This is a genomic window from Nocardioides eburneiflavus, assembly GCF_004785795.1.
In the GTDB taxonomy this organism is placed as follows: Bacteria; Actinomycetota; Actinomycetes; order Propionibacteriales; family Nocardioidaceae; genus Nocardioides; species Nocardioides eburneiflavus.
Window position 1 is genome coordinate 2,647,575 of record NZ_SRRO01000001.1, and the last position, 21,874, is coordinate 2,669,448.

Genomic DNA, 21,874 nt, shown 5'->3' on the forward strand with positions numbered 1-21,874 from the left:
CCAAGACTTGATAAGCGACCCCGAGGCGGTTGCTGCGCTGGAGCGGGCGGACGCCCTGCACACCGCGCTGACGCACATCGTCCTCGAGGGCGGGGACCTGGCTGCGATCGCGGAGGCGGTGGGTGCGGCGATGGGCTGCGGCGTCGTCTTCACCTCGACCGACGGCCGTGAGCGCGCGGCCCACCTCGACGAGAACCAGCGCGAGTCGCTGGCCGCCGCCGACCTGCTCGACCCGAGTGGCCGGGTGCGTGTCGAGCGGATCGACGCCGACGGCACCGCCGTGGGTGAGGGCGAGGCGCTCGTACGCCGTGTGGTGGCTGCGGGCGTCGACCTCGCGCGGCTCGTGGCTCTGCGCCCGGACGGGAAGATCCACTCCTCCGACGTGCACGCGCTGGAGCGCGCCGCCATCGTCGCGGCTTTGCTCGTCACGCGCGTCGAGGCGATCACCGCCGTGGAGAACAAGTACCGCGGCGACTTCCTCCGCGACGTCTTCCTCGGCCGCGCCGGGGAGGAGGAGTACGTCGCCGAGCACGCGCAGGCCTTCGGCTGGCACCTCGACCGGCCGGTGATGGTGGTGGTCGCGGTGCTCGACCCGGACGCGATGGCAGCGCTGGGCCCCGACCCCGAGGACCGGCGTGCGTGGCAGGACCGCTTCGCCCACGCGTGGCGGCAGGTCTCGGCGACGGTCGACCCGAGCATCGCCTCGGTCGCCTTCAGCCGCGAGGTCGTCACGCTCGTGCCCGTCGACCTCGAGGCCGGCGCCGCCGACGCGCACGTCGCCGTCGACCGGATCATCGCGGCGGTTCGGGGTGACCGCGGTGGCGGCCGGATCGCGTTCTCCGCCGGCGTGAGCCGCGTGTCCCACGGCCTCGGTGACCTGCCGGAGGCGTTCCGCCAGGCCCAGCGGGCCGTCGAGATCGGCCGCCGGGTGCACGGCGGCGGCTCGGTCACCCGCTTCGACCAGCTCGGCCTGCACCGGCTGCTCGCCCTCGTGCCCGACGGGTCCGAGCTGACGGCGTTCGCGGCCGACGTCCTCGGCCCGCTCGCCGAGCGCACCCCCGAGGCCGCCGACCTGCGCGAGACGCTCCAGGTGCTGCTCGACACCAACTTCAACGTGGCCGAGGCGGCGCGCGCCCAGTTCTTCCACTACAACACGATGCGCTACCGCGTCGGCAAGCTGCAGCGGATCCTCGGGCCCGTCGCCACCGACCCGCACCTGCGGCTCGACGTGGCGGTCGCGCTGCGGGCGCTGGAGATCGTCGGCTGATCCGCTTGACCTTGTCCCCGCGGGAGGGCCCACGGTCGTCGGACCGGTGACAGCCACCGGAGAGGATGGCGACGATGACCAGCACCCGTGACCTGATGACCATCGGCGACTTCGCCCGCGCGGCGGGCCTGACGCCGAAGGCGTTGCGGCTCTACGACGAGCTCGGGCTGCTGCGTCCGGTCGAGGTCGACGAGCACTCGGGCTACCGCCGGTACGCCCCCGCCCAGCTCGAGCGTGCCCGCCTGGTGGCGACGCTCCGGCTGGTGGGCATGCCGCTGGCCCGGATCGAGCAGGTGCTGGACGGCTCCCGCGCCGACATGGCGCAGGCCGTCTCGGCGTACTGGGTCCAGGTCGAGGCAGACACCGCGACCCGCCGCGACATCGTCGCCACCCTCGTCCACCACCTGAGGAACGAGGAACCCGACATGACCCTCTCCACCCACACCCTGCACGCGACGTTCGGCACCAGCCACCTCCGGGGCGGCCGCGACCGCCAGCAGGACGCGTACGTCGCGACGCCCGAGCTGGTGGCGGTCGCCGACGGCTTCGGTGACCGCGACGACCTCGCCGCCATGGCGCTGGCGGCGTTCGGGACCGGCGGCCTCGACGGCGCCGTGGCCGAGGTCGCGGCCGACATCACGGCGGGCCTGCCCGATGCGCCGACCTCGGGCACCACCCTCACCGCGGTCGTCCTCGAAGGAGGAACCGCGCGCATCACGCACGTCGGCGACGCGCGGGTGTGGCTGGTGCGCGACGGTGCGCTGCGGCAGCTCACCCACGACCACACGGTCGTCGCCGCGCTGATCGACGCTGGTCAGCTCACCGTCGACGAGGCGCGCTCGCACGAGCACCGCAACCTGCTCAACCGCGCCCTGGCCCCGGGCGTCGTGGCCGACGAGGCCGCGGTCGACCTCCGGCCGGGCGACCGGCTGGCGCTCACGACCGACGGCGTCCACTCGTACGTCGACGACCTCGCCCCGCTGCTCCTCGCCGACGGCGAGCCGCAGGACGTCGCGGACTCCGTGGCGGCGGCCGTCGTCGCCGCCGGCGAGCCGGACAACCACACCGTCGTGGTGGTCGACCTGTCCTGAGGCCGGCACGCAGCCGACACGGTCGGTTGCGCCTCCCGTCACCGTGCGTTGGCCTCGGGCGCGCACGGTGGGCGGGAGCGCCCGGCCGACCGGCTGGGCCCGACACTCCTCGGGAGAACACCAGATGCGCCGTACGACGCGACTCCTCGCAGCACCCGTCCTCGCCCTCGCCCTGCTGGGCTCGGTGGGCACCCTCTCCGCACCGGGCGCCTCGGCAGCCCCGGCGCCCGCGATCAAGGTGACCGCTCACCGCGGCTCGTCCGGAGCGGCTCCGGAGAACACGCTCGCCGCGGTCCGGCTCGCCCTCGCGCAGAAGTCCGACGTGGTCGAGAACGACATCCAGCGCACCCTCGACGGCGAGCTGGTGATCATGCACGACGTCACCCTCGCGCGGACGACCGACGTCGAGCAGGTCTTCCCGGACCGCGCCCCCTGGAACGTCCGCGACTTCACGCTCGCCGAGATCAAGCAGCTCGACGCCGGCTCGTGGTTCGCCCCGGAGTTCGCGGGGGAGCGGGTGCCGACCTTGGCCGAGTGGGTCGGCGCGGTCGGCGATCGGGCCGGCATGCTGCTCGAGCCCAAGGCGCCCGAGCTCTACCCCGGCATCGAGGTCGACCTCGACAAGGAGCTGCGTTCGCTCCCTGCGTTCACCCGGGCGCTCCAGCGCGACCGGGTCGTCGTGCAGTCCTTCAACCACCCCTGGCTGCGCGCGTACAAGGACCTGGCTCCCGACGTCACCGTCGGGCTGCTCTACGGGAGCAGGCCGACCCCGGCGGACATCGCCGCCGCCGCGACCTGGGCGCAGCAGGTGAACCCCGCGCTCGGCGCGATCGACGAGGCCACCGTCGACCAGATCCACGCCCAGGGCATGGAGGCGCACGTGTGGACCGTGAACGCCGGCCAGGACATGCGCCGGGCGATCAGGTGGGACGTCGACGGCATCATCACCAACTACCCGCAGGTGCTGCGCGACATCCTGCGCCGGGGCTGACAGCCGGCTCGGGTCCTGGTCACGGTCGCCCTTGCCAGTGAGATCGGGGCGCGCCTGGTCGAAGGTGTCTACGCGGTCCGCGCGGATGCCGGCCACCAGACGCCTGCTGACATCAACCAGCCCGGCGTGCGGATCGGGGTCAAGCGCGGCTCCGCGTACGACCTCCACCTCACCCGGACCCTCCAGCACGCGACCGTGGTGCGAGGCGAGGAGGGCGTCGACGTCTTCCTCGACGACGGGCTGGACGCCGCGGCGGGAATCCGCCAACCGATGACCGCCTTCGTCCAGGGGCGAGCGGACATGCGCCTGATCGACCAGCGATTCATGCAGATCCAGCAGGCAGTGGGCACCGCGAAGGGGCGGCACCCGGACACCGTGGCGTTCCTGCGCGCAGCAGTCGAGGACCTCAAAGCCAGCGGATTCGTGTCCGAGGCACTCCGGATGTCGGGGCAGGCTGACGCGGTGGTCGCACCTCCCGGGTGACTCCCGCAGCCGCGCCGCGGACCTGGGCGTGCCGCTGGCCCGATCACCGGTGGTGTCGGGCTGGCGGGGCGGTCAGGGTCTGGAGCGTGGCTGTGGTCCTGGGCCTGGTCTCGGTCGTGGGCGGGGTGGGTCGGTGACGATGCGCCTGCCGGAGGGCAGGGTCCACTCGTACGCGCCGTCGGGTCGGCGGTGGTAGGTGAAGGCGCCGAACGTCTTGGCCCGGTGGTGTCGCCGGCACAGGGGCGCGAGGTTGGCCGGGTGGGTCTGGCCGGGTGGCCCGCCCTCGTCGAGGGGGACGTACTCGACGATGTGGTCGAGGTCGGCCCGCCCGGAGGGACGGCTGCAGCCGGGGAACACGCAGGTGGCGTCCCGGAGCCGGACTGCGGCGGCCATCGGCGCGGGCGGGTCGTGCTGGTCGACCGCGGGCATCGGGCTCGTTGCCGGGTCGAGGTCGAGGACGGGCTGGATGGTCACTGTGCCGGCGGTGAGCAGCCACGTCTGGAGCCGGCCCAGCAGCATCGGGCCGAGCTCGTCACTGCGCGCCACCCCACAGGCATCAACGGTCTGGGAGTCAATGCCGTGGGCGAGGAGGTCGCGGTCGGTGAGGTGCAGCACCAGCCGCACCTCACCCGCCCGACCCGCCCGGCCTGACATCTTCGAGGGGGTGTCGGTGGTGGGTCGGCGGAACGGGTCCGGGGTCGCGTAGGCGGCTTCCTCGGCCACGCACACCGACTCGTCGACGGCGGGGTCGACCGGCCGGTCGGGGTCCGCGACATCCGCGACAGCCAGGATGTCGAGCGCCCGCTGCGGGTCCGCGAGCAGCCCCACCGCGTGGGCGCGGCGGACGCCGAGGTCGCCGGGGTGACCCAGGGCTCGCATGGTGGTGGCCATCGTCGACACGGTGTGGTCGAACGCGACCGCATCAGCCACGTCGAGGCTCATGAACACCTCGCTCACCCCCGGTGCGCCCTGCTCGTGGCGCACCTCCACCCGCCGGGACTCCAGCGCGTGGTCGTGGTCGGCGATCGCCCGGTCCGGGTCCGCGTACAGGCGGGCCTCGTGGACCAGGACCCCGATGCGGTGCGGGTTCAACCGGCGCGGCTGCCACACCAGCAGCCGGTCCGCGTGGCCGGCCGCGACCGGGTCGAGGTCGCGCGAGACCCGCGCCGCCTCCCGCGCCAGCCGCACCGGCACGCCCAGCGACCGCACCAGCGTCCACAGCCGTGGCAGGCGGTGGGCCAGGTCGAGCACGTCACCCAGCAGCGCCAGCGTGGCCTCGTGGGACTGCTCCAACACCCCCGACAGCTCGACCACCGCGAACTCCGCGACCAGCGGGGCACCCTCCCCGGCGATCGGCAGGGGACGCTCCCCGAACAACGCCGCCGCCGACCCCGGCGCGTGGATCGTCTCCGAACGCCACCCCGCCGCCACCTCCTCGTCGGACACGACGTGCGCCTGCGCCCACGCCAGCGCGGACTCCAGCACCTCGACCTCCACGCGACGCTTCGCCGTCATCGCCGCCACCGCCCGATCCAGCACCCGATCCGACACCGCACGATCCAGCACCGCACGATCCAGCACGGGGCTGGTGGCGGGGGCCGGAGCAGTGGTGGACATGGGTCCAGTCTCCCAGAGCCCACCGACACTGCGACCTGTGAGAACGCGACTGTGGAGAAGTATTTCCGAACAGGTCTGCGCACCGGGTCAGGGGTCTCGTGACGGTCGCTGCGCGACCTCCTCGACCAGCGAACGGTCGCCCGGGTCTCGATACACCGGGGCTCGTTCCTCGCCGGCTACTCGACCAGCGATGGCTGACAGGCTGGTCGACCACCGATGGGGAGATCGGTCAGAGCCGCTTCTCGTAGAACACCCGCGTGAACCCGTGCTCGGTGGTGCGGGCGGTCTCGACGTAGCCTGTCCGCTCGTACAGCGCCTGGTTCTCGATCATCGTCACGTGGGTGTAGAGCCGGAGGCGGTCGTGCCCCAGCTCGGCAGTCCGGTGCTCGGCCAGCTCCAGGAGCCGGCGCCCGATGCCGCGGCCGTGGTGCTCCGGCAGGACCGCGACGTTCTCGAGGAGCAGGCACCCGTCCTCCTCGACGAGGAGCACGAAGCCGACGACGGCGCCACCGGACACGGCGACCCAGGCCTCGGTGTCCGCGACCGCAGCGGCGTAGTCGGTGTCCATCGGGCCGGGCCGCAGGCCGTCCAAGCGCTCGAGGTAGGGGGAGTACGCCGCTGCGGCGATGGCGGCCATGGGTCGTGCGTCGGCCTCGGTCGCGCGGCGCAGCTCCATCCCCGAAGCGTACGAGTGCGCGAGGTGACAGGCGGGAACGTGCACGTCATGGTCGACATCTGCCCGACCCACCCGAGAACTTGTCAGCGACTGCGGCGTTCCTTCGGCAGATGTCGCCAGTGAGGGTGTGAGATGGGCCGCACTAGTTTGTGGCTTCTCGGGTACACACCCCTGCGAATCTGGAGGCCTGCACATGTCGATGTTCAAGTGGGACGTGGTCGATCCCGCACCCGGTCAGGCGGTGCTGCCGATGCAGCGGCTGCCGTGGGGCAAGACGATCGGGCTCGGCGCCCAGCACGTGGTCGCCATGTTCGGCGCCACCTTCGTGTTCCCCCTGGTGATGGGGCTCGACGCCAACCTCGCCATCATGTTCTCGGGCTTCTGCACGATCCTGTTCCTGCTGATCGTCCAGAACCGCGTGCCGAGCTACCTCGGCACCAGCGCCTCGTTCGTGGCGTCGGTCGCGGCGATCCGCGCTCTCGACGAGGGCAACGACTCGTCGTACGTCACCGGCGCGATCCTCGTCGGCGGCCTCGTGCTCGCGGCCGTGGGTGTGCTCATCCACTTCGCCGGCGCCGAGCTCATCCACCGGATCCTGCCGCCCGCAGTCACCGGCGCCGTCGTCATGCTCATCGGCTTCAACCTCGCACCCGTCGTGGCCGGCATCTACTGGCCACAGGACCAGTGGATCGCCCTGCTGACGGCGGCGTTCATGGTGTTCGCCGCCGTGGCCCTGCCCGGCTTCTGGTCGCGCATCGCGGTCTTCCTGGCACTGATCTTCGGCTACCTGCTGTCGTGGCTCGCCGACGTCGTCATCGGCCCGATCACCTCCGTGACACCGGTGAGCAACGGTGAGGCGGTCGAGCACGACCGCGTCTCCTGGGCTGCCGTCCAGGCCGCCGACTGGATCGGACTGCCCAGCGGCACCCTGGCTGACGGCGTCTCCGTCGTCCACGGCCCGTCGTTCTCGCTGACCGCGATCCTGCTCGTCCTGCCCGGCGTCATCGCGCTCGTCGCGGAGAACACCGGCCACGTCAAGGCCGTCGCCGAGATGACCGGCGAGGACCTCGACCCCTACATGGGCCGCGCCATCGGCGCCGACGGCATCGCGACCGCCTTCGCCAGCGCGTTCGGCGGCTCGCCGACCACGACGTACGCCGAGAACATCGGCGTCATGGGCGCCACGCGGGTCTACTCCTCGGCCGCCTACTACGTCGCCGCGCTCGTGGCGATCCTGCTCGGCCTCTGCCCGAAGTTCGGTGCGGTCGTCAACGCCACCCCGGGCGGAGTCCTGGGCGGCATCACGGTCGTGCTCTACGGAATGATCGGACTGGTGGGCGCGAAGATCTGGGTCGAGAACAACATCGACTTCGGCAACCCCGTCAACATGGTCGGCCTGGCCGCTGGCATCATCGCCGGCATTGGCGGCGTGACCCTCACCTTCGGCGACGACTTCGAGCTCGGCGGCATCGCCCTCGGCACGATCCTGGTCATCGTCTTCTTCCACATGGTCAAGGGCCGTGGCGGGGACGGCGCCGGCACCGTCACCCGCAACCTCAGCCACCCCGGCTACGACGGCGGCGTCGACGACGCAGCCTCCGGAGGCGCGCACAACCGATGAAGCCCGCACCCTTCGCCTACCTGCGCCCGGCCACCCTCGAGGAAGCCCTCGCGGCGCTCGCGGGGCAGCAGGGGGCGAAGGTGCTGGCCGGCGGCCAGTCGCTCGTCCCGCTCCTCTCGATGCGTCTGGCCGCACCCTCGATGCTCGTCGACATCAACGCCCTGCCCGACCTCGGCCACGTCACCGTCTCTCCGGGCGGGGCCGGGGACGGGGCCGGGGAGGGCGTACGGATCGGCGCCCTCGCCCGCCACGCCGACGTGCTCGCCTCGGCCGAGGCGACCGCGAGCCAGCCGCTCCTCGCGATGGCGCTCAGCCACGTCGCGCACCCCACGATCCGCAACCGCGGCACGACGGTGGGCTCACTGGTCCACGCCGACGCCGCGGCCGAGATGCCGATGGTCCTGCGGCTGCTGGACGGATCGGTCGACGTCGCGTCGGTGCGCGGGCGCCGTACGATCCCCGCCGCCGAGCTCTTCGCGGGGCCGCTGGAGTCGACGCTGGCCCACGACGAGATCGCCGTCGAGGCGTTCTTCCCGGCCCTCGGGCCGGGGGCGGGCGTCGCGTTCCAGGAGATCGCCCGTCGCCACGGCGACTACGCGCTGGTCGGGGTCGCCGCGCACGTCGAGACCGCCGGGGGAGAGGTCACCCGCGCGCGGGTCGGCTTCGTGTCGGTGAGCGACGTGCCCGTCGTTGTAGACGTCACCGATGCCCTCGACGACCCCGCCGGTGCGGCGCTGGCCGAGCTCGAGCCGGCCGACGACATCCACGCCACCGCCGCCTACCGCGCCCACCTGGTCAAGGTGCTGACGCCGCGGGTCCTGGCGGACGCCATCCACCACGCCCGCCAGACGACGACACAGGGGAGGAGCGCATGAGCATCCCGGGCGCCGAGCAGCTCCACGACGTACGACTGCACGTCAACGGATCCGTCCACGAGGTGCAGGTCCCGGCCCGTCGGCTGCTGTCCGACGCGCTGCGCCACGACTGCGGCCTCACCGGCACCCACGTCGGCTGCGAGCACGGCGTCTGCGGCGCCTGCACGATCCTCGTCGACGGCAGGCCGGTGCGCTCGTGCCTGATGCTCGCCGTGTCGGCCGTCGACGCCGAGATCACCACCGTCGAGGGACTGACCGAGGACGACGGGTCGCTCAGCCCGGTGCAGCAGGCATTCTCCGACTGCCACGGCCTCCAGTGCGGCTTCTGCACGCCCGGCTTCCTCACCACGATCACCGCCGGCCTCGCCGACAACCCCGACCCGAGCGAGGAGGAGGCCCGCGAGATGATCGCCGGCAACCTCTGCCGCTGCACCGGCTACCAGAACATCGTGAAGTCGGTGCTGCGCGCGGCCGAGCTGGGCAAGGGGGACGAGTGACCACCAAGCTCTTCGGCGCCAAGGTGCCGCGCGTGGAGGACCAGCGCTTCCTGCGCGGACAGGGCCGCTACGTCGACGACCTCCTCACCGACGACCCGCGGCTGCTGCACGCGGCCGTCCTCCGCTCGCCCCACGCCCACGCCCGCATCGTCGACATCGACGTCTCCGACGTGCTCGATCTCGACGGCGTGGTCGCGGTGTGGACCTGGGAGGACCTCACCGGCCCGATGGCCGAGCCGCTGCCGCTGCTCATCCCGCACCCGACGCTCACCCACGGCCGCACCCAGTACGCGCTGGCGCGCGAGGAGGTCAACTACGTCGGCGAGGCGATCGCCTTCGTGGTCGCCGTCGACCGCTACGTCGCCGAGGACGCCGTCGCCCGCATCCGCGTCGACTACGAGCACCTCCAGCCGGTGGTCGGCATCGCCGCCGCCCGCGCGGCGGAGCGTACGGTCCACGACGACGTGCCCGACAACGTCGGCGCCCGGATGGAGCAGGAGAACGGCGACGCCCGCGCCGCGATCGCCGCTGCTCCGCACACGCTCACCCTCGACCTCGACATCGAGCGCTCGGCCTGTACGCCCATGGAGGGCCGCGGCACCGTCGCCCGGTGGGACCCCGACACCTCGCGGCTGACCGTGTGGTCGTCCACCCAGACGTCGACCGGCGTGCGTGGCTGCGTGGCCGCCAAGCTCGGCCTCGACCTCGCCAAGGTCGACGTGATCACCCCCGACGTCGGCGGCGGGTTCGGCGTCAAGGTGGTGCACCCGTGGCCCGAGGAGCTGCTGGTCCCGCTGGCGGCGAAGACGCTCGGCCGGCCGGTCAAGTACACCGAGGACCGGCGTGAGCACTTCATCTCGTCCGCGCACGAGCGCGCCCAGGAGCACCACGTCGAGGTCGGCTTCGACGACGAGGGCCGGGTGCTCGGGCTCGACGTCGAGTTCTGGCACGACCACGGCGCCTACACGCCCTACGGGCTCATCGTCCCGATCATCACGTCCACGCAGCTGCTCGGGCCCTACAAGCCGCAGAACTACCGCGTCGTGTTCGAGTCGCTCTACACCAACACCGTCATCGTCACGCCCTACCGCGGTGCCGGCCGGCCGCAGGGCTGCTTCGTGATGGAGCGGACGATGGACGCGATCGCGGCCTACCTCGGCAAGGACCGCACCGAGGTGCGCTCCGCCAACTTCATCCAGCCCGACGAGTTCCCCTACGAGCACGGGCTGATCTTCCAGGACGGTCGCGAGCTGACCTACGACTCGGGCGACTACCCGGCGTCGCTGGCCAAGCTCAAGGAGCTCGTCGGCTGGGACGAGTTCGAGGACTTCCGAGCCGAGATGGCCGCCCAGGGCCGCCGGGTCGGCATCGGGCTGGCCTGCTACGTCGAGGGCACCGGCGTCGGTCCCTACGAGGGGGCCCACGTCCACATCGAGACCTCCGGCAAGGTCAAGGTCGCCACCGGCCTCACCACCCAGGGCCAGGGCCACCAGACCGCGTTCGCGCAGATCGTCGCCGACACCCTCGGCGTCCGGTTCGAGGACGTCGAGGTCACCACCGGCGACACCCGCAAGATGCCGTACGCCGTCGGCACCTTCGCCTCCCGTGCCGCGGTGATGAGCGGCTCGGCGATCCACCTCGCGGCGCTGCGTGCCAAGGAGAAGGCGCTGCGCATCGCCGCGGAGGCGCTCGAGGCGTCCGAGGAGGACCTCGAGATCGCCGACGGCGTGGTGAGCGTCAAGGGCACCGACGCGAGCATCGACCTCGGCACCGTCGCCGTGCTGTCCAACCCGCTGCGCTACGCCTTCGACGAGGCGTCCAAGGCCGCCACCCAGTTCTCCGTCGGCGACCCCGGCAAGCCGCCGGTCGCCGAGGGCGACGAGCCGGGGCTCGAGGGCAAGGACTTCTACTCCCCGCCGCGCTCGACCTTCGCCAACGGCATGCACGCCGTGATCGTCGAGACCGACCCAGACACCGCCGAGATCACGATCCTCAAGTACGCCGTGGTGCACGACTGCGGCCACCTGATCAACCCGATGATCGTCGAGGGCCAGATCCACGGCGGCGTCGCGCAGGGCGTGGGCGGCGCGCTCTACGAGCGGATGGCCTACGACGAGTCCGGGCAGCTGCTCAACGCCTCGTTCATGGACTTCCTCATGCCCTACGTCACCGAGGTCCCGACGTCGATCGACATCGACCACCTCGAGACGCCGTCCCCGCTCAACCCGCTCGGCATCAAGGGCGCGGGCGAGGCCGGCGTCATCCCGTCGGCCGCGGTCTTCGCCGCCGCCATCGAGGATGCGGAGGGCTTCCCCATCACGGCGATGCCCATCTCGCCGTCCGAGCTCTTCGAGCTGCGCCTCGCGCACGCCGACGAACCCGACCCCACCGAAGCCCCCACCAGGAGCACCCCATGAAGTTCACCGGAGAGAACACGCTCGCCGCGCCCGTCGCGCAGGCGTGGGACGCGCTGCTCGACCCGGCCGTCCTCGTCCGCACGATCCCCGGCTGCGAGCGCCTCGAGGCGACCGGCGAGAACGCGTACGCCATGACGGTCACCGCGGGCGTCGCGTCGATCAAGGGGACGTACGCCGGCTCCTGCGTGCTCACCGACCTCGTCGAGCACGAGTCGCTCGTGATGAAGCTCGACGGCGCGGGCGCGCCGGGCACCATCGGGGCCACGGTCAACGTGCGGTTCGCTCCCGAGGGCTCCTCGACACGCATCTCCTACGACGCCGACGCCGTCGTCGGCGGGATGATCGGCGGGGTCGGCCAGCGCATGCTGACGAGCGTGTCGCGGCGGATGGCCGGGGAGTTCTTCGGCAACGTCGACGGCGTGCTGGCCGGCGGGGGAGCGGCTCCCGTCGAGGCAGCCGCCGCTGCAGGTGCGCCGGCTGCGGCGCCCGGAGGCGCGGTCAGCGCCGGCCAGGTCTTCACGGCGCCGGCTCCGGCGCCGGCGGCCGCCTCGCGGCAGGACTTCCTCACCGGCGTCGCCGTCGGCGCCGGCCTCGTGGTGCTCGGCGTGGTCGTCGGCGGGATCTTCGGTCGGCGGCGCTGACGCGATGACCGACGTCACCGTCGACTCCACCGCCCGGGACCAGGCCGCCGCCGTACGTGCCGGCGAGATCTCGGCGACCGAGCTCCTCGAGCTGCACCTCGACCGGATCGAGGAGCGCAACCCCGAGCTCAACGCGATCGTCTCCCTCGACGCCGAGCGCGCGCGGGCGTGGGCGGCCGTCGCCGACCAGGCGTACGCCTCCGGCGAGGAGGTCGGCCCGCTGCACGGCCTGCCGTTCGCGGTCAAGGACACCCACGCGCTCAAGGGGTGGCGCACGACGTACGGCTCGCCGATCTTCGCCGACGCGGTAGCCGACCACGACGACCTCCTCGTCGAGCGGGTCCGCGCGGCCGGCGCCGTGTTCGTCGGCAAGACCAACGTGCCGGAGTTCGCAGCCGGCTCGCACACCTTCAACACCGTCTTCGGCGTCACCCGCAACCCGGTCGATCCCTCGCGCTCGGCGGGCGGGTCCAGCGGGGGAGCGGCGTGCGCGCTGGCCTCCGGGATGGTGCCGCTGGCCGACGGCTCCGACATGGGCGGCTCGCTGCGCAACCCCGCGTCCTTCTGCGGGGTCGTCGGGATGCGACCGTCGCTGGGGCGGGTGCCGGAGTGGCCGCTCTACAACCAGTGGGAGTCCACCTCGGTCGGCGGCCCGATGGCGCGCAACGTCGGCGACCTCGCGCTCCTGCTGTCCGTGATCGCCGGGCCCGACCCGCGCGCCCCCCAGGCGCTGGGCGACCCGGGCACCTCGTTCGCACCTCCGCTGGTGCCGGCCCCACTCACCGGACTGCGGGTGGCGACGACGGTGGACCTCGGCGGCGCGCTCGTCGTCGACCACGAGGTCGCGAGCGTCGTGCGCGCCACCGCGACCCGCCTGTCCGACGCCGGTGCCGCCGTGACCGACGCCCACCCCGACCTCACGCTGGCCGACGACACCTTCCGCACGCTCCGGGCGTGGCACTTCCAGGCCAAGCTCGGCCGCCTCCTCGCCAAGCACCCGACGTCGTTCAAGCCCTCCCTCGAGGCCAACATCCGTGCCGGCGAGCCGCTGACGGGCGCCGACGTCGCGCGGGCGTACACGCAGCGCACCTCGCTGTCGGAGACGATGCGGCTGTTCTTCGGCGACCACGACGTCCTGCTGCTGCCGACCTCGCAGGTGCCGCCGTTCCCGGTGGAGCAGGAGTTCCCCGAGGCGATCAACGGCCAGGAGATGCCCGACTACCTCGCCTGGATGCGCTCGGCCTACTTCATCACCGTGACCGGCTGTCCCGCGATCTCGGTCCCGGCCGGACGTACGCGGGACGGGCTGCCGGTCGGCGTCCAGCTCGTCGCCCGACACGGCGCCGACCGTCAGCTTCTCGAGGTCGCCACCGCGGTGGAGGAGCTGCTCGCCGCCTGACACCTGTGCACACAGCTGTGGACAGACCTGTGCAGGAACCCGCCAGGCTGGGGATGGAAGGCGCTCCCCTGTGCACGACACGCCGACGGCGCCACACCCGGGCAAACCAGTGCCGAAGGTCCCTTGCGGACGGAGTGGCGCAGGGCGTAGAACTGGTCTCACGCAGCCCCGCAAGGGGAGGCGGGATGGCTCCGACAATGGAGGGTCCGCACGACGCGAACCGGTACGCCGGGGGTCGTCGCAGGCACCGGGTGATGAGGTGGCTGGGGCTCCGAAGGACGGAGCGATCGACCGGGAGCATCACCGCGAACGGTCACCCCGAGGATCCGGACGCCACGGCGACCGACCTCAACCAGAAGGGCCCTTGGCGCTCATACCGCCGAGGGCCCTTCGCTCGTTCCAGGGCCAGGCAGATCTTGCCGAGGGATCGCCGATTCGTCGGCAAGCCCTGCCGTGGCCGCCGCGGTGGCCTCCTCGGTTGAATCCTCCCCATGAGCAATCGGCGGATCAGGATCGGGATCGACACCGGCGGCACGTTCACCGACGTCGTGGCCTTCGACGAGGACTCGGGCGAGCTGGTCACCACCAAGACCCCCAGCACGCCGGGCAACCCCGCCGACGGCTTCATCGCCGGCATCGAGAAGATCCTCGGCGTCGTCGGCGCCGAGGGCAGTGACATCACCGCCGTCTCGCACGGCACGACGGTGGCGACCAACAAGCTCCTCGAGGGCAAGGTCGAGGCACTCGGCTTCATCACGACCGAGGGCTACGAGTTCATGCTCGAGATCGCCCGCCAGTCCGTTCCCGACGGCTACGGCAACTCCTACTTCTGGGTGAAGCCCGACCGCATCGTCCCGGCCGACCGCGTCCGTACGGTCGGGGGCCGCCTCGACTTCACCGGCGCCGAGATCCGGCCCTTCGACGAGGAGCAGGCCGTCGCGGCGGCCCGCTGGTTCCGCGACCAGGGCATCTCCACCATCGGTGTCTGCCTGCTGCACGCCTACGCCAACGACGAGCACGAGCTCCGCCTGCGCGAGGTCCTGCGCCGCGAGCACCCCGACGCCGTCGTCTCGATCTCCAGCGAGGTGCTGCGCGAGTACCGCGAGTACGAGCGCTCGATGACCACGCTGGTCGACGCGGCGGTCAAGCCCAACGTCAGCCGCTACGTCACCAACATCTCCGAGCGGCTGCTGAACTTCACCGGCAGCGCCATCCCGTTCTACGTGATGAAGTCCAACGGTGGCGTGCTGTCGGCCGACGAGGTCGTCCACCAGCCGATCACGACCGTGCTGTCCGGCCCGGCCGCGGGCGCCCTCGGGGCCGCCCTGATCGCGAAGGTCGCCGGCTTCCCGAAGATCCTCACCTGCGACGGCGGCGGCACCTCCACCGACGTCTCGGTGGTCCTCGACGGCGAGCCCACTCTCACCACCGAGGGCACTGTCGGGGCCTACCCCAGCAAGATCCCCATGATCGACGTCGTCACCGTCGGCGCGGGTGGCGGCTCGATCGCCTGGCTCTCGCCCGAGGGCACCCTCAAGGTCGGCCCCCACTCGGCCGGCGCCGACCCGGGCCCGCTCTGCTACGGCAAGGGCGGCACCGCCCCGACGATCACCGACGCCCACGTCACCCTCGGCCGGATCCCTCCCCACCTGCTCGGCGGGGAGATCCCGCTCGACGTCGAGGCGGCCCGCGCCGGCATCACCGAGCTCGCCGGCCAGCTCGGTGTCGACTTCGAGCGCTGCGCCACCGGGATCCTCGAGATCTCCGCGTGGAACCAGGCCAACGCCCTGCGCCAGGTCAGCGTCAAGCGCGGCCTCGACGTGCGCGACTTCATGCTCACCACCTTCGGCGGCTCCGGCTCGCTGCTGGCCTGCCGGCTCGTCGACATCCTCGACCTCGCGGGCGTCGTCGTGCCCCCCAACCCGGGCAACGTGAGCGCCTTCGGCCTGCTGACCGTCGACGTGAAGAACGACTACGTCCAGACCCACGTGGCCAAGGAGTCCGCGCTCGACCACGCGGCCGTCCAGGCCGTCCTCGACACCCTCACCGACCGGGCCCGCGAGGCGCTCGACAAGGAGGGCTTCACCGAGGACCAGCACCAGTTCCACCGCACCATCGACGTGCGCTACGTCGGCCAGGCCTACGAGGTGCGCGTCGCCGCACCCGAGGGCGAGGTGGACCAGGCGTACGTCGCCGAGGTCGCCGACACCTTCCACGCCGAGCACCGCCAGCTCTACGGCTACGACTTCCGTGGGGACCCGACCCAGCAGGTCGAGTGGGTCAACCTGCGCGTCACCGGCATCGGGCCCATCACGCGCCCGGAGATCCCCAAGCTCCCATCGGTGGTCGAGGTGCGAGCGTCAGCGAGCCTCGAGACCACGACCCGGCCCGTGTGCTTCGACCCGGAGGTCGGCTACGTCGACACCCCGATCATCTGGCGCGGCGACCTCGGCGCGGGCGACACCTTCAGCGGCCCGGCCATCGTGGAGGAGTTCGGGTCCACCATCCCCGTCCACCCCGGCTTCGAGGTCGTGGTCGACGACTGGGCCAACCTCGTGATCCGGAAGGAGTCGGGCCGATGAGCACGAGCACCGACGTCAGCACCCGCCCCGTGGACCCGGCCTACGTCACGGCGAAGCCGGTCAACCCCGCCGGCCTGCCCACGGCGTACGAGCACGGCGGGCGCCTCACGCCCGAGGGCTCGAGCGTCGACCCGATCCTCGTCGAGATCGTCCAGGGCACCCTCGCCAGCGTCGAGATGGAGGTCGAGACCGCCATCGGGCGTACGAGCCGATCGCCGATGATCCGCGACGCGCACGACTTCCGCGCCGGCATCCACGACCGCCAGCTGCGCAAGCTCACCGGCCGCTCCTACAGCGCGCTGGTGCACCCGATCGTGCGCGACTTCCCGCTGGAGGAGATGCGCGAGGGCGACGTGTTCTTCCACAACGACGTCTACGAGTCCGAGGGCGGCATCGGCCATCTCCCGGACCTCTGCGTCACCGTGCCGGTCTTCCACGAGGGCGAGGTCGTCGCGTTCGTGCAGGCCTTCGGCCACCACGACGACATCGGCGGCGCCTGCCCCGGGTCGATGCCGAGCGGCGCGACCAGCGTCTACGAGGAGGGCCTCGCCGTCCCGCCGATCAAGCTGTGGGACGCGGGCGTGCCCAACAAGGCCGCGCTGCGGATCATGACCCGCAACTCGCGGATGCCCGACAGCCTCGCCGCCGACCTCGACGCCGAGTGCTCGGCGTGCCTGATGGGCGCACGCCGGCTCAGTGAGCTGTTCGAGCGCTACGGCCGCGAGGCGATCGAGACGTCGTTCGACGCGATCCTCGACGCGACCACCGAGACCTACCGTCGCGAGATCCTCTCCAAGATCCCCGACGGCACCTACGTCTGGGAGGACTACGCCGAGCACGACGGCGTCGACGAGCCGCAGCTGCACACCCAGCGGATCACCCTGACCAAGGTCAGCGACGCCCCGGCCGACCCCGAGAACGGTCGTCCCGCCGGACCGCGGCTGATCATCGACTTCACCGGCACCAGCGCCCAGGCCAAGGGGCCGATCAACCACTGCGGCGACTACGTCGGCGGCAACTTCCTCAAGAAGTGGCTCGCGCCGATCCTGCGCAACCTCGCCGACACCCCCGAGCGGATGGCCGAGCTCGACGTCAACGAGGGCATCGTGCCGCTGATCGAGATGCGCTTCCCCGAGAAGGGCACGCTGCTCACCCCGATCCACCCGGGCCCGACCAACGCCCGCACCTTCGTGATCCTGCGGCTGCTCGGTGTGCTCGCGGGGGTCGTGGCCAAGGCGGTCGACGGCAAGATGCCGGCCGACCAGGAGACGATCCGCTACACCGGCGTCTACGGCAAGGACCTCGAGGGCAACGACTACCTCATGCGCGAGGTGCTCGGCGGCGGCTCCGGCGGCCGCTACTACGCCGACGGCGAGGACACCATCCACGTGGTGCCCGACTCCCGCAACCTGCCGACCGAGTTCACCGAGTCGCGCTTCCCGTTCATCGTCGAGCGCCTCGGCCTGGCCGTCGACTCCGGCGGCGCGGGCCAGTTCCGCGGCGGGCTGGGCTACGAGAAGCAGATCCGGATGCTCAAGGACGCCCACTTCATGTCCATCGCCGACCGCTCGATCCTGGCCTGCTGGGGCGTGCGCGGCGGCAAGGCGGGTGCCCCCTTCCAGGTCGTCATCGACCCGGGTGGCCCCGAGGAGCGCGAGGTCGACGCCCTCGCCGACGCCGAGGTGGTCCGGGCCGGCCAGGTCGTGCGGATCCGTACGACCGGTGGGGGCGGCTGGGGCGACCCGCTGGCCCGCGACCCGGAGCTCGTCGTCCGTGACGTGGTCTGGGGCAAGGTGTCGGCCGAGGGCGCGCTGCGCGACTACGGCGTCGTGCTGACCGGTTCACGTGACGGCGGTGACCTCGGCTTCGACGCTGCAGCCACCGACGCCGAGCGCGCGGGGCGGGCTGCGTGGAGCCGGGAGGACGACGCGTTCTTCGACCGCGGTCCGGGATACGCCGAGCTGGCGGAGGGCGCTGCCTTCGCCGAGGTCGACCGGATCTGATCGCGGTGTCGGTGCGGCGCGTCGCGGTGCTCGGAGGCCACGGCAAGACGGGCCGGGCCGTCTGCGCCGCGCTCGCCGACCGGAGCCTCGACGCCGTCCCGCTGGGGCGGTCGGACTGGCCGGACCTCGCCGGGGCCGTGGCGGAGTGCGACGCGGCGTACGTCATCGCGCCCAACCTGCACCCCGACGAGCCCGCGTACGTCGGCTCCGCGCTGACCGCGCTCGCCGCGGCCGGCGTCGGTCGGGTGGTCCACCACTCCGTCGCCTCGCCCTACGCGCCGGCGATGCCGCACCACGTCGGCAAGGCGATCAGCGAGGACCTCGTCCGTCGCAGCGGGCTGTCGTGGACGATCCTCCAGCCCGGCGCCTACCTCCAGAACCTCGACCTCAGCGGTCCGCTCGACCTGCCGTACTCGGCCGACGTGCGCTTCGGCTTCCTCGACCTCGCCGACCTCGGCCGCGCCGCCGCGGTCGTGCTCACCGAGGACGGTCACGAGGGGGCGACGTACGAGCTCGCGACCCGCGTCGCGACGGTGCGCGAGCTGGCCGCCGAGGCGGGCGTGCCGGTGCGGAGGGTGGCCGACCCGGGCACCCACCCGTGGCTGTCGGCGATGTTCGCCTACTACGACGACCACGGCCTGCCGGTCGGCACCCGGGTCCTCGAAGCGCTGCTCGGCCGGCCCTGACGCCGCGTCACGATCCGGCAACATCCGTTGCACCTCCTCGCAGCGGGCCGGATGCTGCGGGGATGGGACGGGGGATCGTGCTGGTGGTGGCGCTGGCTGCCGCACTGACGGGCTGCGGCGAGGCGACCAGCGAGCCGGCGGCGGACGAGGCCACACCGGGCCTCCCGGCCGCGTCGCCCACCGCGATGCTCCCGGCGGACGCTCCGGTCCGTGCCAGGGCGACGGTGCTCGACGAGGGCGGTGGGCCGATGCTGTGCCTCGGCTCGGTGGCGTCCTCCTACCCACCCCAGTGCAGCGGGCCCGACGTCGGAGGGTGGATCTGGGACGAGCACCCCCACGAGTCGTCGGGCGGGGTCCGGTGGGGTGCCTACACGATGGACGGCTCGTGGGACGGCACGACCTTCACCCCGACCGAGGTGCGGGAGAGCACGCCCGAGGACTGGCCGAAGGAGGACCTGGCTGCCCTGTTCGCCAGCCGCTGCCCGGCACCCGACGGCGGCTGGGTCCCGGTCGACCCGGCCACCACGACCGGCACGGCGCTGTCCGCCGCGCACCGCGTCGCGGAGGGGCTGCCCGACTACGCGATCTCGTGGGGCGACCAGACGATCAACCCGGTGTGGCCGCAGACGGTGCAGGACGACCCACCGTCCCTGGAGGTCCAGCAGGCGATGAACGACCCGCGCTGGACCGTCCTGAACGTCGGCGTGACCGACGACGTCGCCCGCGCCGAGGCCGCCGTGCGAGAGGTGTGGGGCGGCGCCCTGTGCGTGTCGGAGTTCGCGAACACGCACGCCCGGCTCCGCGAGGTCGCGGAGGACCTGGAAGACCTGCCGGGTGGCCTCGACAGTGGCTACGGCAGCATCGGCAACACCGTCGAGATCGGGGTGGTCTTCGACGACGGCTCGATCCAGGCATGGGTCGACGAGGAGTACGGCCCGGGCGTGGTCGAGGTGACCTCCGCCCTCACCCCGGCCGGCTGACGGCTCGCTTTCTCCTCCTGTTCGGCACGCCGCCGCGCGTCGTCCGCGCGTCGTGCGCCCCGTGGACAGGTGGCGGCAGTAGGAAGTGCGCAGACGCAGGCATCGGGCCTGCCTCCCGCAGGAGATCACCATGTCTCGTTCTCGGAAGCTGCACCACCGTCCCACGGCCGCACGGCGGTGGTCCTCGGCGCTGCTCGTGCCGATCATCGGCGCGCTGCTCCTCCTCGCGCCCGCCCCCGCGCAGGCGGCGACCTTCAGCGGCACGCTCGCCCAGGCGGTCGCGGCCGTCCCGACCGCCGCGGAGGCCAACACCGGCTACGACCGCACCCTCTTCAAGCACTGGGTCGACGCCAACGGCGACTGCCAGAACGCTCGCGCCGAGGTCCTGATCAGCGAGGCGGAGCCCGACACCCCGCTCACCTACACCACGTCGGGCAAGTGCACGGTGTCGACCGGTCGGTGGTTCTCCTACTACGACCGCGTCTCGTGGACCCTGGCGTCCGACGTCGACATCGACCACATGGTCCCGCTCGCCGAGGCCTGGGGCTCCGGTGCCAGCGGCTGGACGGCCGCCCGGCGCGAGGCGTACGCCAACGACCTCGGCGACTACCGCACCCTCGTCGGCGTCACCGACAACGTCAACCAGTCCAAGAGCGACCAGGGCCCCAGCACCTGGCTGCCGACCTACGACAAGTGCCGCTACGTCGCGGAGTGGGTCGCGGTGAAGATCCGCTGGGGCCTGACGGCCGACTCGGCGGAGAAGAGCGTGCTCAACAGCTACGCCTCGACCTGCTCCAACACCGTCACGGTCACGACCGCGTAGTCCTCCACAGCACGTGCAGGGCTGCGCCTACGGCTCGACCATCCCCGCACGTACGGCGCGCTGCTCGATCTCGTCGACCACGTCCACGTCTCACACGTGGTGGCCGCGGCGCTCGAGCTCGGTGGCGACCGAGGTCTTGCCGGTGCAGGAGACGCCCTCGACGAGGTAGTTGTGAACGCCCACCGCACCAGTATCAACTGTTGCCAGCGATACCTGCCGTCGTTGGCCGAATCTGCCGTGGGGGGCAGGTGAGCGCCGACACTAGGTTTGCGCCATGAGGGTCCTGCTCGCACTCGGCGGCAACGCCATGACGAACGCCGACGGCCGGGCGCGCCCCGAGGACCAGATCGAGGCGGCCGGCGTGGCGATGGCCGCGGTCGCCGGCCTCCTGGAGCACGACCACGACGTCGTCGTCACCCACGGCAACGGTCCCCAGGTCGGCAACCTGCTCGTCAAGAACGAGCTCGCCGCCGCCGTCGTGCCCCCGGTCCCGCTCGACTGGTGCGGCGCGCAGACCCAGGCCACGCTCGGCTTCGTGCTGCTGGACGCGCTCGACAGCGAGCTGGCGGCCCGCTCCGTCGACCGGCGCTGCGCCGCACTCGTGACCCGCACGCTCGTCGACCCCGACGACGAGGGCTTCACCACGCCGACCAAGCCGATCGGGCGTCACCTGCCCGAGGCGGAGGCCCGGGTCCTGATGGACCACGGCGAGACCTGGGAGGACCGCGGCGAGAAGGGCTGGCGCCGGGTCGTCGCGTCGCCCGAGCCGCGCGAGATCCTCGACGCCCCTGCCGTGCTCGCCCTGATCGAGGCCGGGTTCGTCGTCGTCGCCAACGGTGGCGGCGGCATCCCCCACGTACGCCGCCCCGACGGCTCCCTGGCCGGGGTGGAGGCCGTCATCGACAAGGACCTCGGCGCCGCCCTGCTCGCGCAGACCACGGGTGCCGACGTCCTGGTGATCGCCACCGACGTGCCCAACGCCGTGATCCGCTGGGGCGAGCCCGACGCCGAGCCGCTCGGCACCGTCACCGTCGACCAGCTCCGCGCGTACGCCGCCGAGGGCCACTTCGCCTCCGGCTCGATGGGCCCCAAGGTCGACGCGGTGTGCCGCTTCGTCGAGGCCACCGGCAAGCGCGGCGTCATCACCAGCCTCGACCAGATCACCGCGGCCGTCGCCGGCGATGCCGGCACCGTCGTCGTACCCGCCTGACACCCCACCGAAAGG

The 21,874-nt window shown here is 72.3% G+C and carries 19 protein-coding genes; 16 read left to right on the forward strand and 3 right to left on the reverse strand.

Annotated elements, in window-relative coordinates; translation table 11 throughout:
- Positions 1-7: 7 nt before the first annotated feature.
- The 4 genes from EXE59_RS12435 to EXE59_RS23775 all read left to right on the forward strand — a co-directional run bounded on the left by EXE59_RS12435 (position 8) and on the right by EXE59_RS23775 (position 3,832).
- Positions 8-1,267 (forward strand): PucR family transcriptional regulator, encoded by a 1,260-nt coding sequence (locus EXE59_RS12435; protein WP_135839187.1) that lies wholly within the window; start codon positions 8-10, stop codon positions 1,265-1,267.
- Positions 1,268-1,341: 74 nt separating this feature from the next.
- Positions 1,342-2,358, forward strand: coding sequence for a MerR family transcriptional regulator (locus EXE59_RS12440; protein ID WP_135839188.1), 1,017 nt, complete (start codon positions 1,342-1,344; stop codon positions 2,356-2,358).
- 124 nt (positions 2,359-2,482) lie between these two features.
- The gene (locus EXE59_RS12445) at positions 2,483-3,349 is read left to right on the forward strand and encodes a glycerophosphodiester phosphodiesterase (RefSeq protein WP_135839189.1); all 867 of its coding nucleotides are present in this window, start codon (positions 2,483-2,485) and stop codon (positions 3,347-3,349) included.
- A gap of 126 nt (positions 3,350-3,475) precedes the next feature.
- Positions 3,476-3,832: a type 2 periplasmic-binding domain-containing protein gene (locus EXE59_RS23775; RefSeq protein ID WP_168218499.1), complete on the forward strand. Its 357-nt coding sequence runs from the start codon at positions 3,476-3,478 to the stop codon at positions 3,830-3,832.
- A gap of 72 nt (positions 3,833-3,904) precedes the next feature.
- Here EXE59_RS23775 and EXE59_RS12455 read toward each other — a convergent pair whose 3' ends face one another.
- Positions 3,905-5,449 carry an HNH endonuclease signature motif containing protein gene (locus EXE59_RS12455; RefSeq protein ID WP_135839190.1) on the reverse strand — a complete coding sequence of 515 codons (1,545 nt, stop codon included), beginning with the start codon at positions 5,447-5,449 and terminating at the stop codon, positions 3,905-3,907.
- Positions 5,450-5,678: 229 nt separating this feature from the next.
- Entirely contained in the window at positions 5,679-6,125 is a 447-nt protein-coding gene (locus EXE59_RS12460; protein ID WP_135839191.1) for a GNAT family N-acetyltransferase, read from the reverse strand.
- A gap of 193 nt (positions 6,126-6,318) precedes the next feature.
- Here EXE59_RS12460 and EXE59_RS12465 point away from each other — a divergent pair, with 193 nt between their 5' ends.
- The 11 genes from EXE59_RS12465 to EXE59_RS12515 all read left to right on the forward strand — a co-directional run bounded on the left by EXE59_RS12465 (position 6,319) and on the right by EXE59_RS12515 (position 20,649).
- Positions 6,319-7,746: a uracil-xanthine permease family protein gene (locus tag EXE59_RS12465; protein WP_210428977.1), complete on the forward strand. Its 1,428-nt coding sequence runs from the start codon at positions 6,319-6,321 to the stop codon at positions 7,744-7,746.
- Positions 7,743-8,621, forward strand: a complete 879-nt coding sequence (locus EXE59_RS12470; RefSeq protein ID WP_135839192.1) for an FAD binding domain-containing protein — start codon at positions 7,743-7,745, stop codon at positions 8,619-8,621. The genes EXE59_RS12465 and EXE59_RS12470 overlap by 4 nt, the downstream gene beginning before the upstream one ends.
- Positions 8,618-9,118, forward strand: coding sequence for a (2Fe-2S)-binding protein (locus EXE59_RS12475; RefSeq protein ID WP_135839193.1), 501 nt, complete (start codon positions 8,618-8,620; stop codon positions 9,116-9,118). Before EXE59_RS12470 ends, EXE59_RS12475 begins: the two co-directional genes overlap by 4 nt.
- On the forward strand, positions 9,115-11,535 hold the full coding sequence (gene cutA / locus EXE59_RS12480) for an aerobic carbon-monoxide dehydrogenase large subunit (protein ID WP_135839194.1): 2,421 nt from the start codon (positions 9,115-9,117) through the stop codon (positions 11,533-11,535). The genes EXE59_RS12475 and cutA overlap by 4 nt, the downstream gene beginning before the upstream one ends.
- Positions 11,532-12,176: an SRPBCC family protein gene (locus tag EXE59_RS12485; protein WP_135839195.1), complete on the forward strand. Its 645-nt coding sequence runs from the start codon at positions 11,532-11,534 to the stop codon at positions 12,174-12,176. Before cutA ends, EXE59_RS12485 begins: the two co-directional genes overlap by 4 nt.
- A 4-nt stretch (positions 12,177-12,180) precedes the next feature.
- Positions 12,181-13,575: an amidase gene (locus tag EXE59_RS12490; RefSeq protein WP_135839196.1), complete on the forward strand. Its 1,395-nt coding sequence runs from the start codon at positions 12,181-12,183 to the stop codon at positions 13,573-13,575.
- Between the two features lie 491 nt (positions 13,576-14,066).
- Complete coding sequence (locus tag EXE59_RS12495; protein WP_135839197.1) at positions 14,067-16,157, forward strand: hydantoinase/oxoprolinase family protein; 2,091 nt, start codon at positions 14,067-14,069, stop codon at positions 16,155-16,157.
- Complete coding sequence (locus EXE59_RS12500) at positions 16,154-18,160, forward strand: hydantoinase B/oxoprolinase family protein (protein ID WP_135839198.1); 2,007 nt, start codon at positions 16,154-16,156, stop codon at positions 18,158-18,160. Before EXE59_RS12495 ends, EXE59_RS12500 begins: the two co-directional genes overlap by 4 nt.
- 5 nt (positions 18,161-18,165) lie before the next feature.
- Positions 18,166-18,846, forward strand: a complete 681-nt coding sequence (locus tag EXE59_RS12505; RefSeq protein ID WP_210428978.1) for an SDR family oxidoreductase — start codon at positions 18,166-18,168, stop codon at positions 18,844-18,846.
- 62 nt (positions 18,847-18,908) lie between these two features.
- Positions 18,909-19,826, forward strand: a complete 918-nt coding sequence (locus EXE59_RS12510) for a hypothetical protein (RefSeq protein WP_135839199.1) — start codon at positions 18,909-18,911, stop codon at positions 19,824-19,826.
- Positions 19,827-19,956: 130 nt separating this feature from the next.
- Positions 19,957-20,649: an HNH endonuclease family protein gene (locus EXE59_RS12515; protein ID WP_135839200.1), complete on the forward strand. Its 693-nt coding sequence runs from the start codon at positions 19,957-19,959 to the stop codon at positions 20,647-20,649.
- A 90-nt stretch (positions 20,650-20,739) separates the two neighbouring features.
- Here EXE59_RS12515 and EXE59_RS24490 read toward each other — a convergent pair whose 3' ends face one another.
- Positions 20,740-20,832, reverse strand: coding sequence for an AAA family ATPase (locus EXE59_RS24490; RefSeq protein WP_246056758.1), 93 nt, complete (start codon positions 20,830-20,832; stop codon positions 20,740-20,742).
- 91 nt (positions 20,833-20,923) lie between these two features.
- Between EXE59_RS24490 and EXE59_RS12525 the strand changes: the two genes are divergently transcribed.
- Positions 20,924-21,859 (forward strand): carbamate kinase, encoded by a 936-nt coding sequence (locus EXE59_RS12525; protein ID WP_135839201.1) that lies wholly within the window; start codon positions 20,924-20,926, stop codon positions 21,857-21,859.
- Positions 21,860-21,874: the final 15 nt, after the last annotated feature.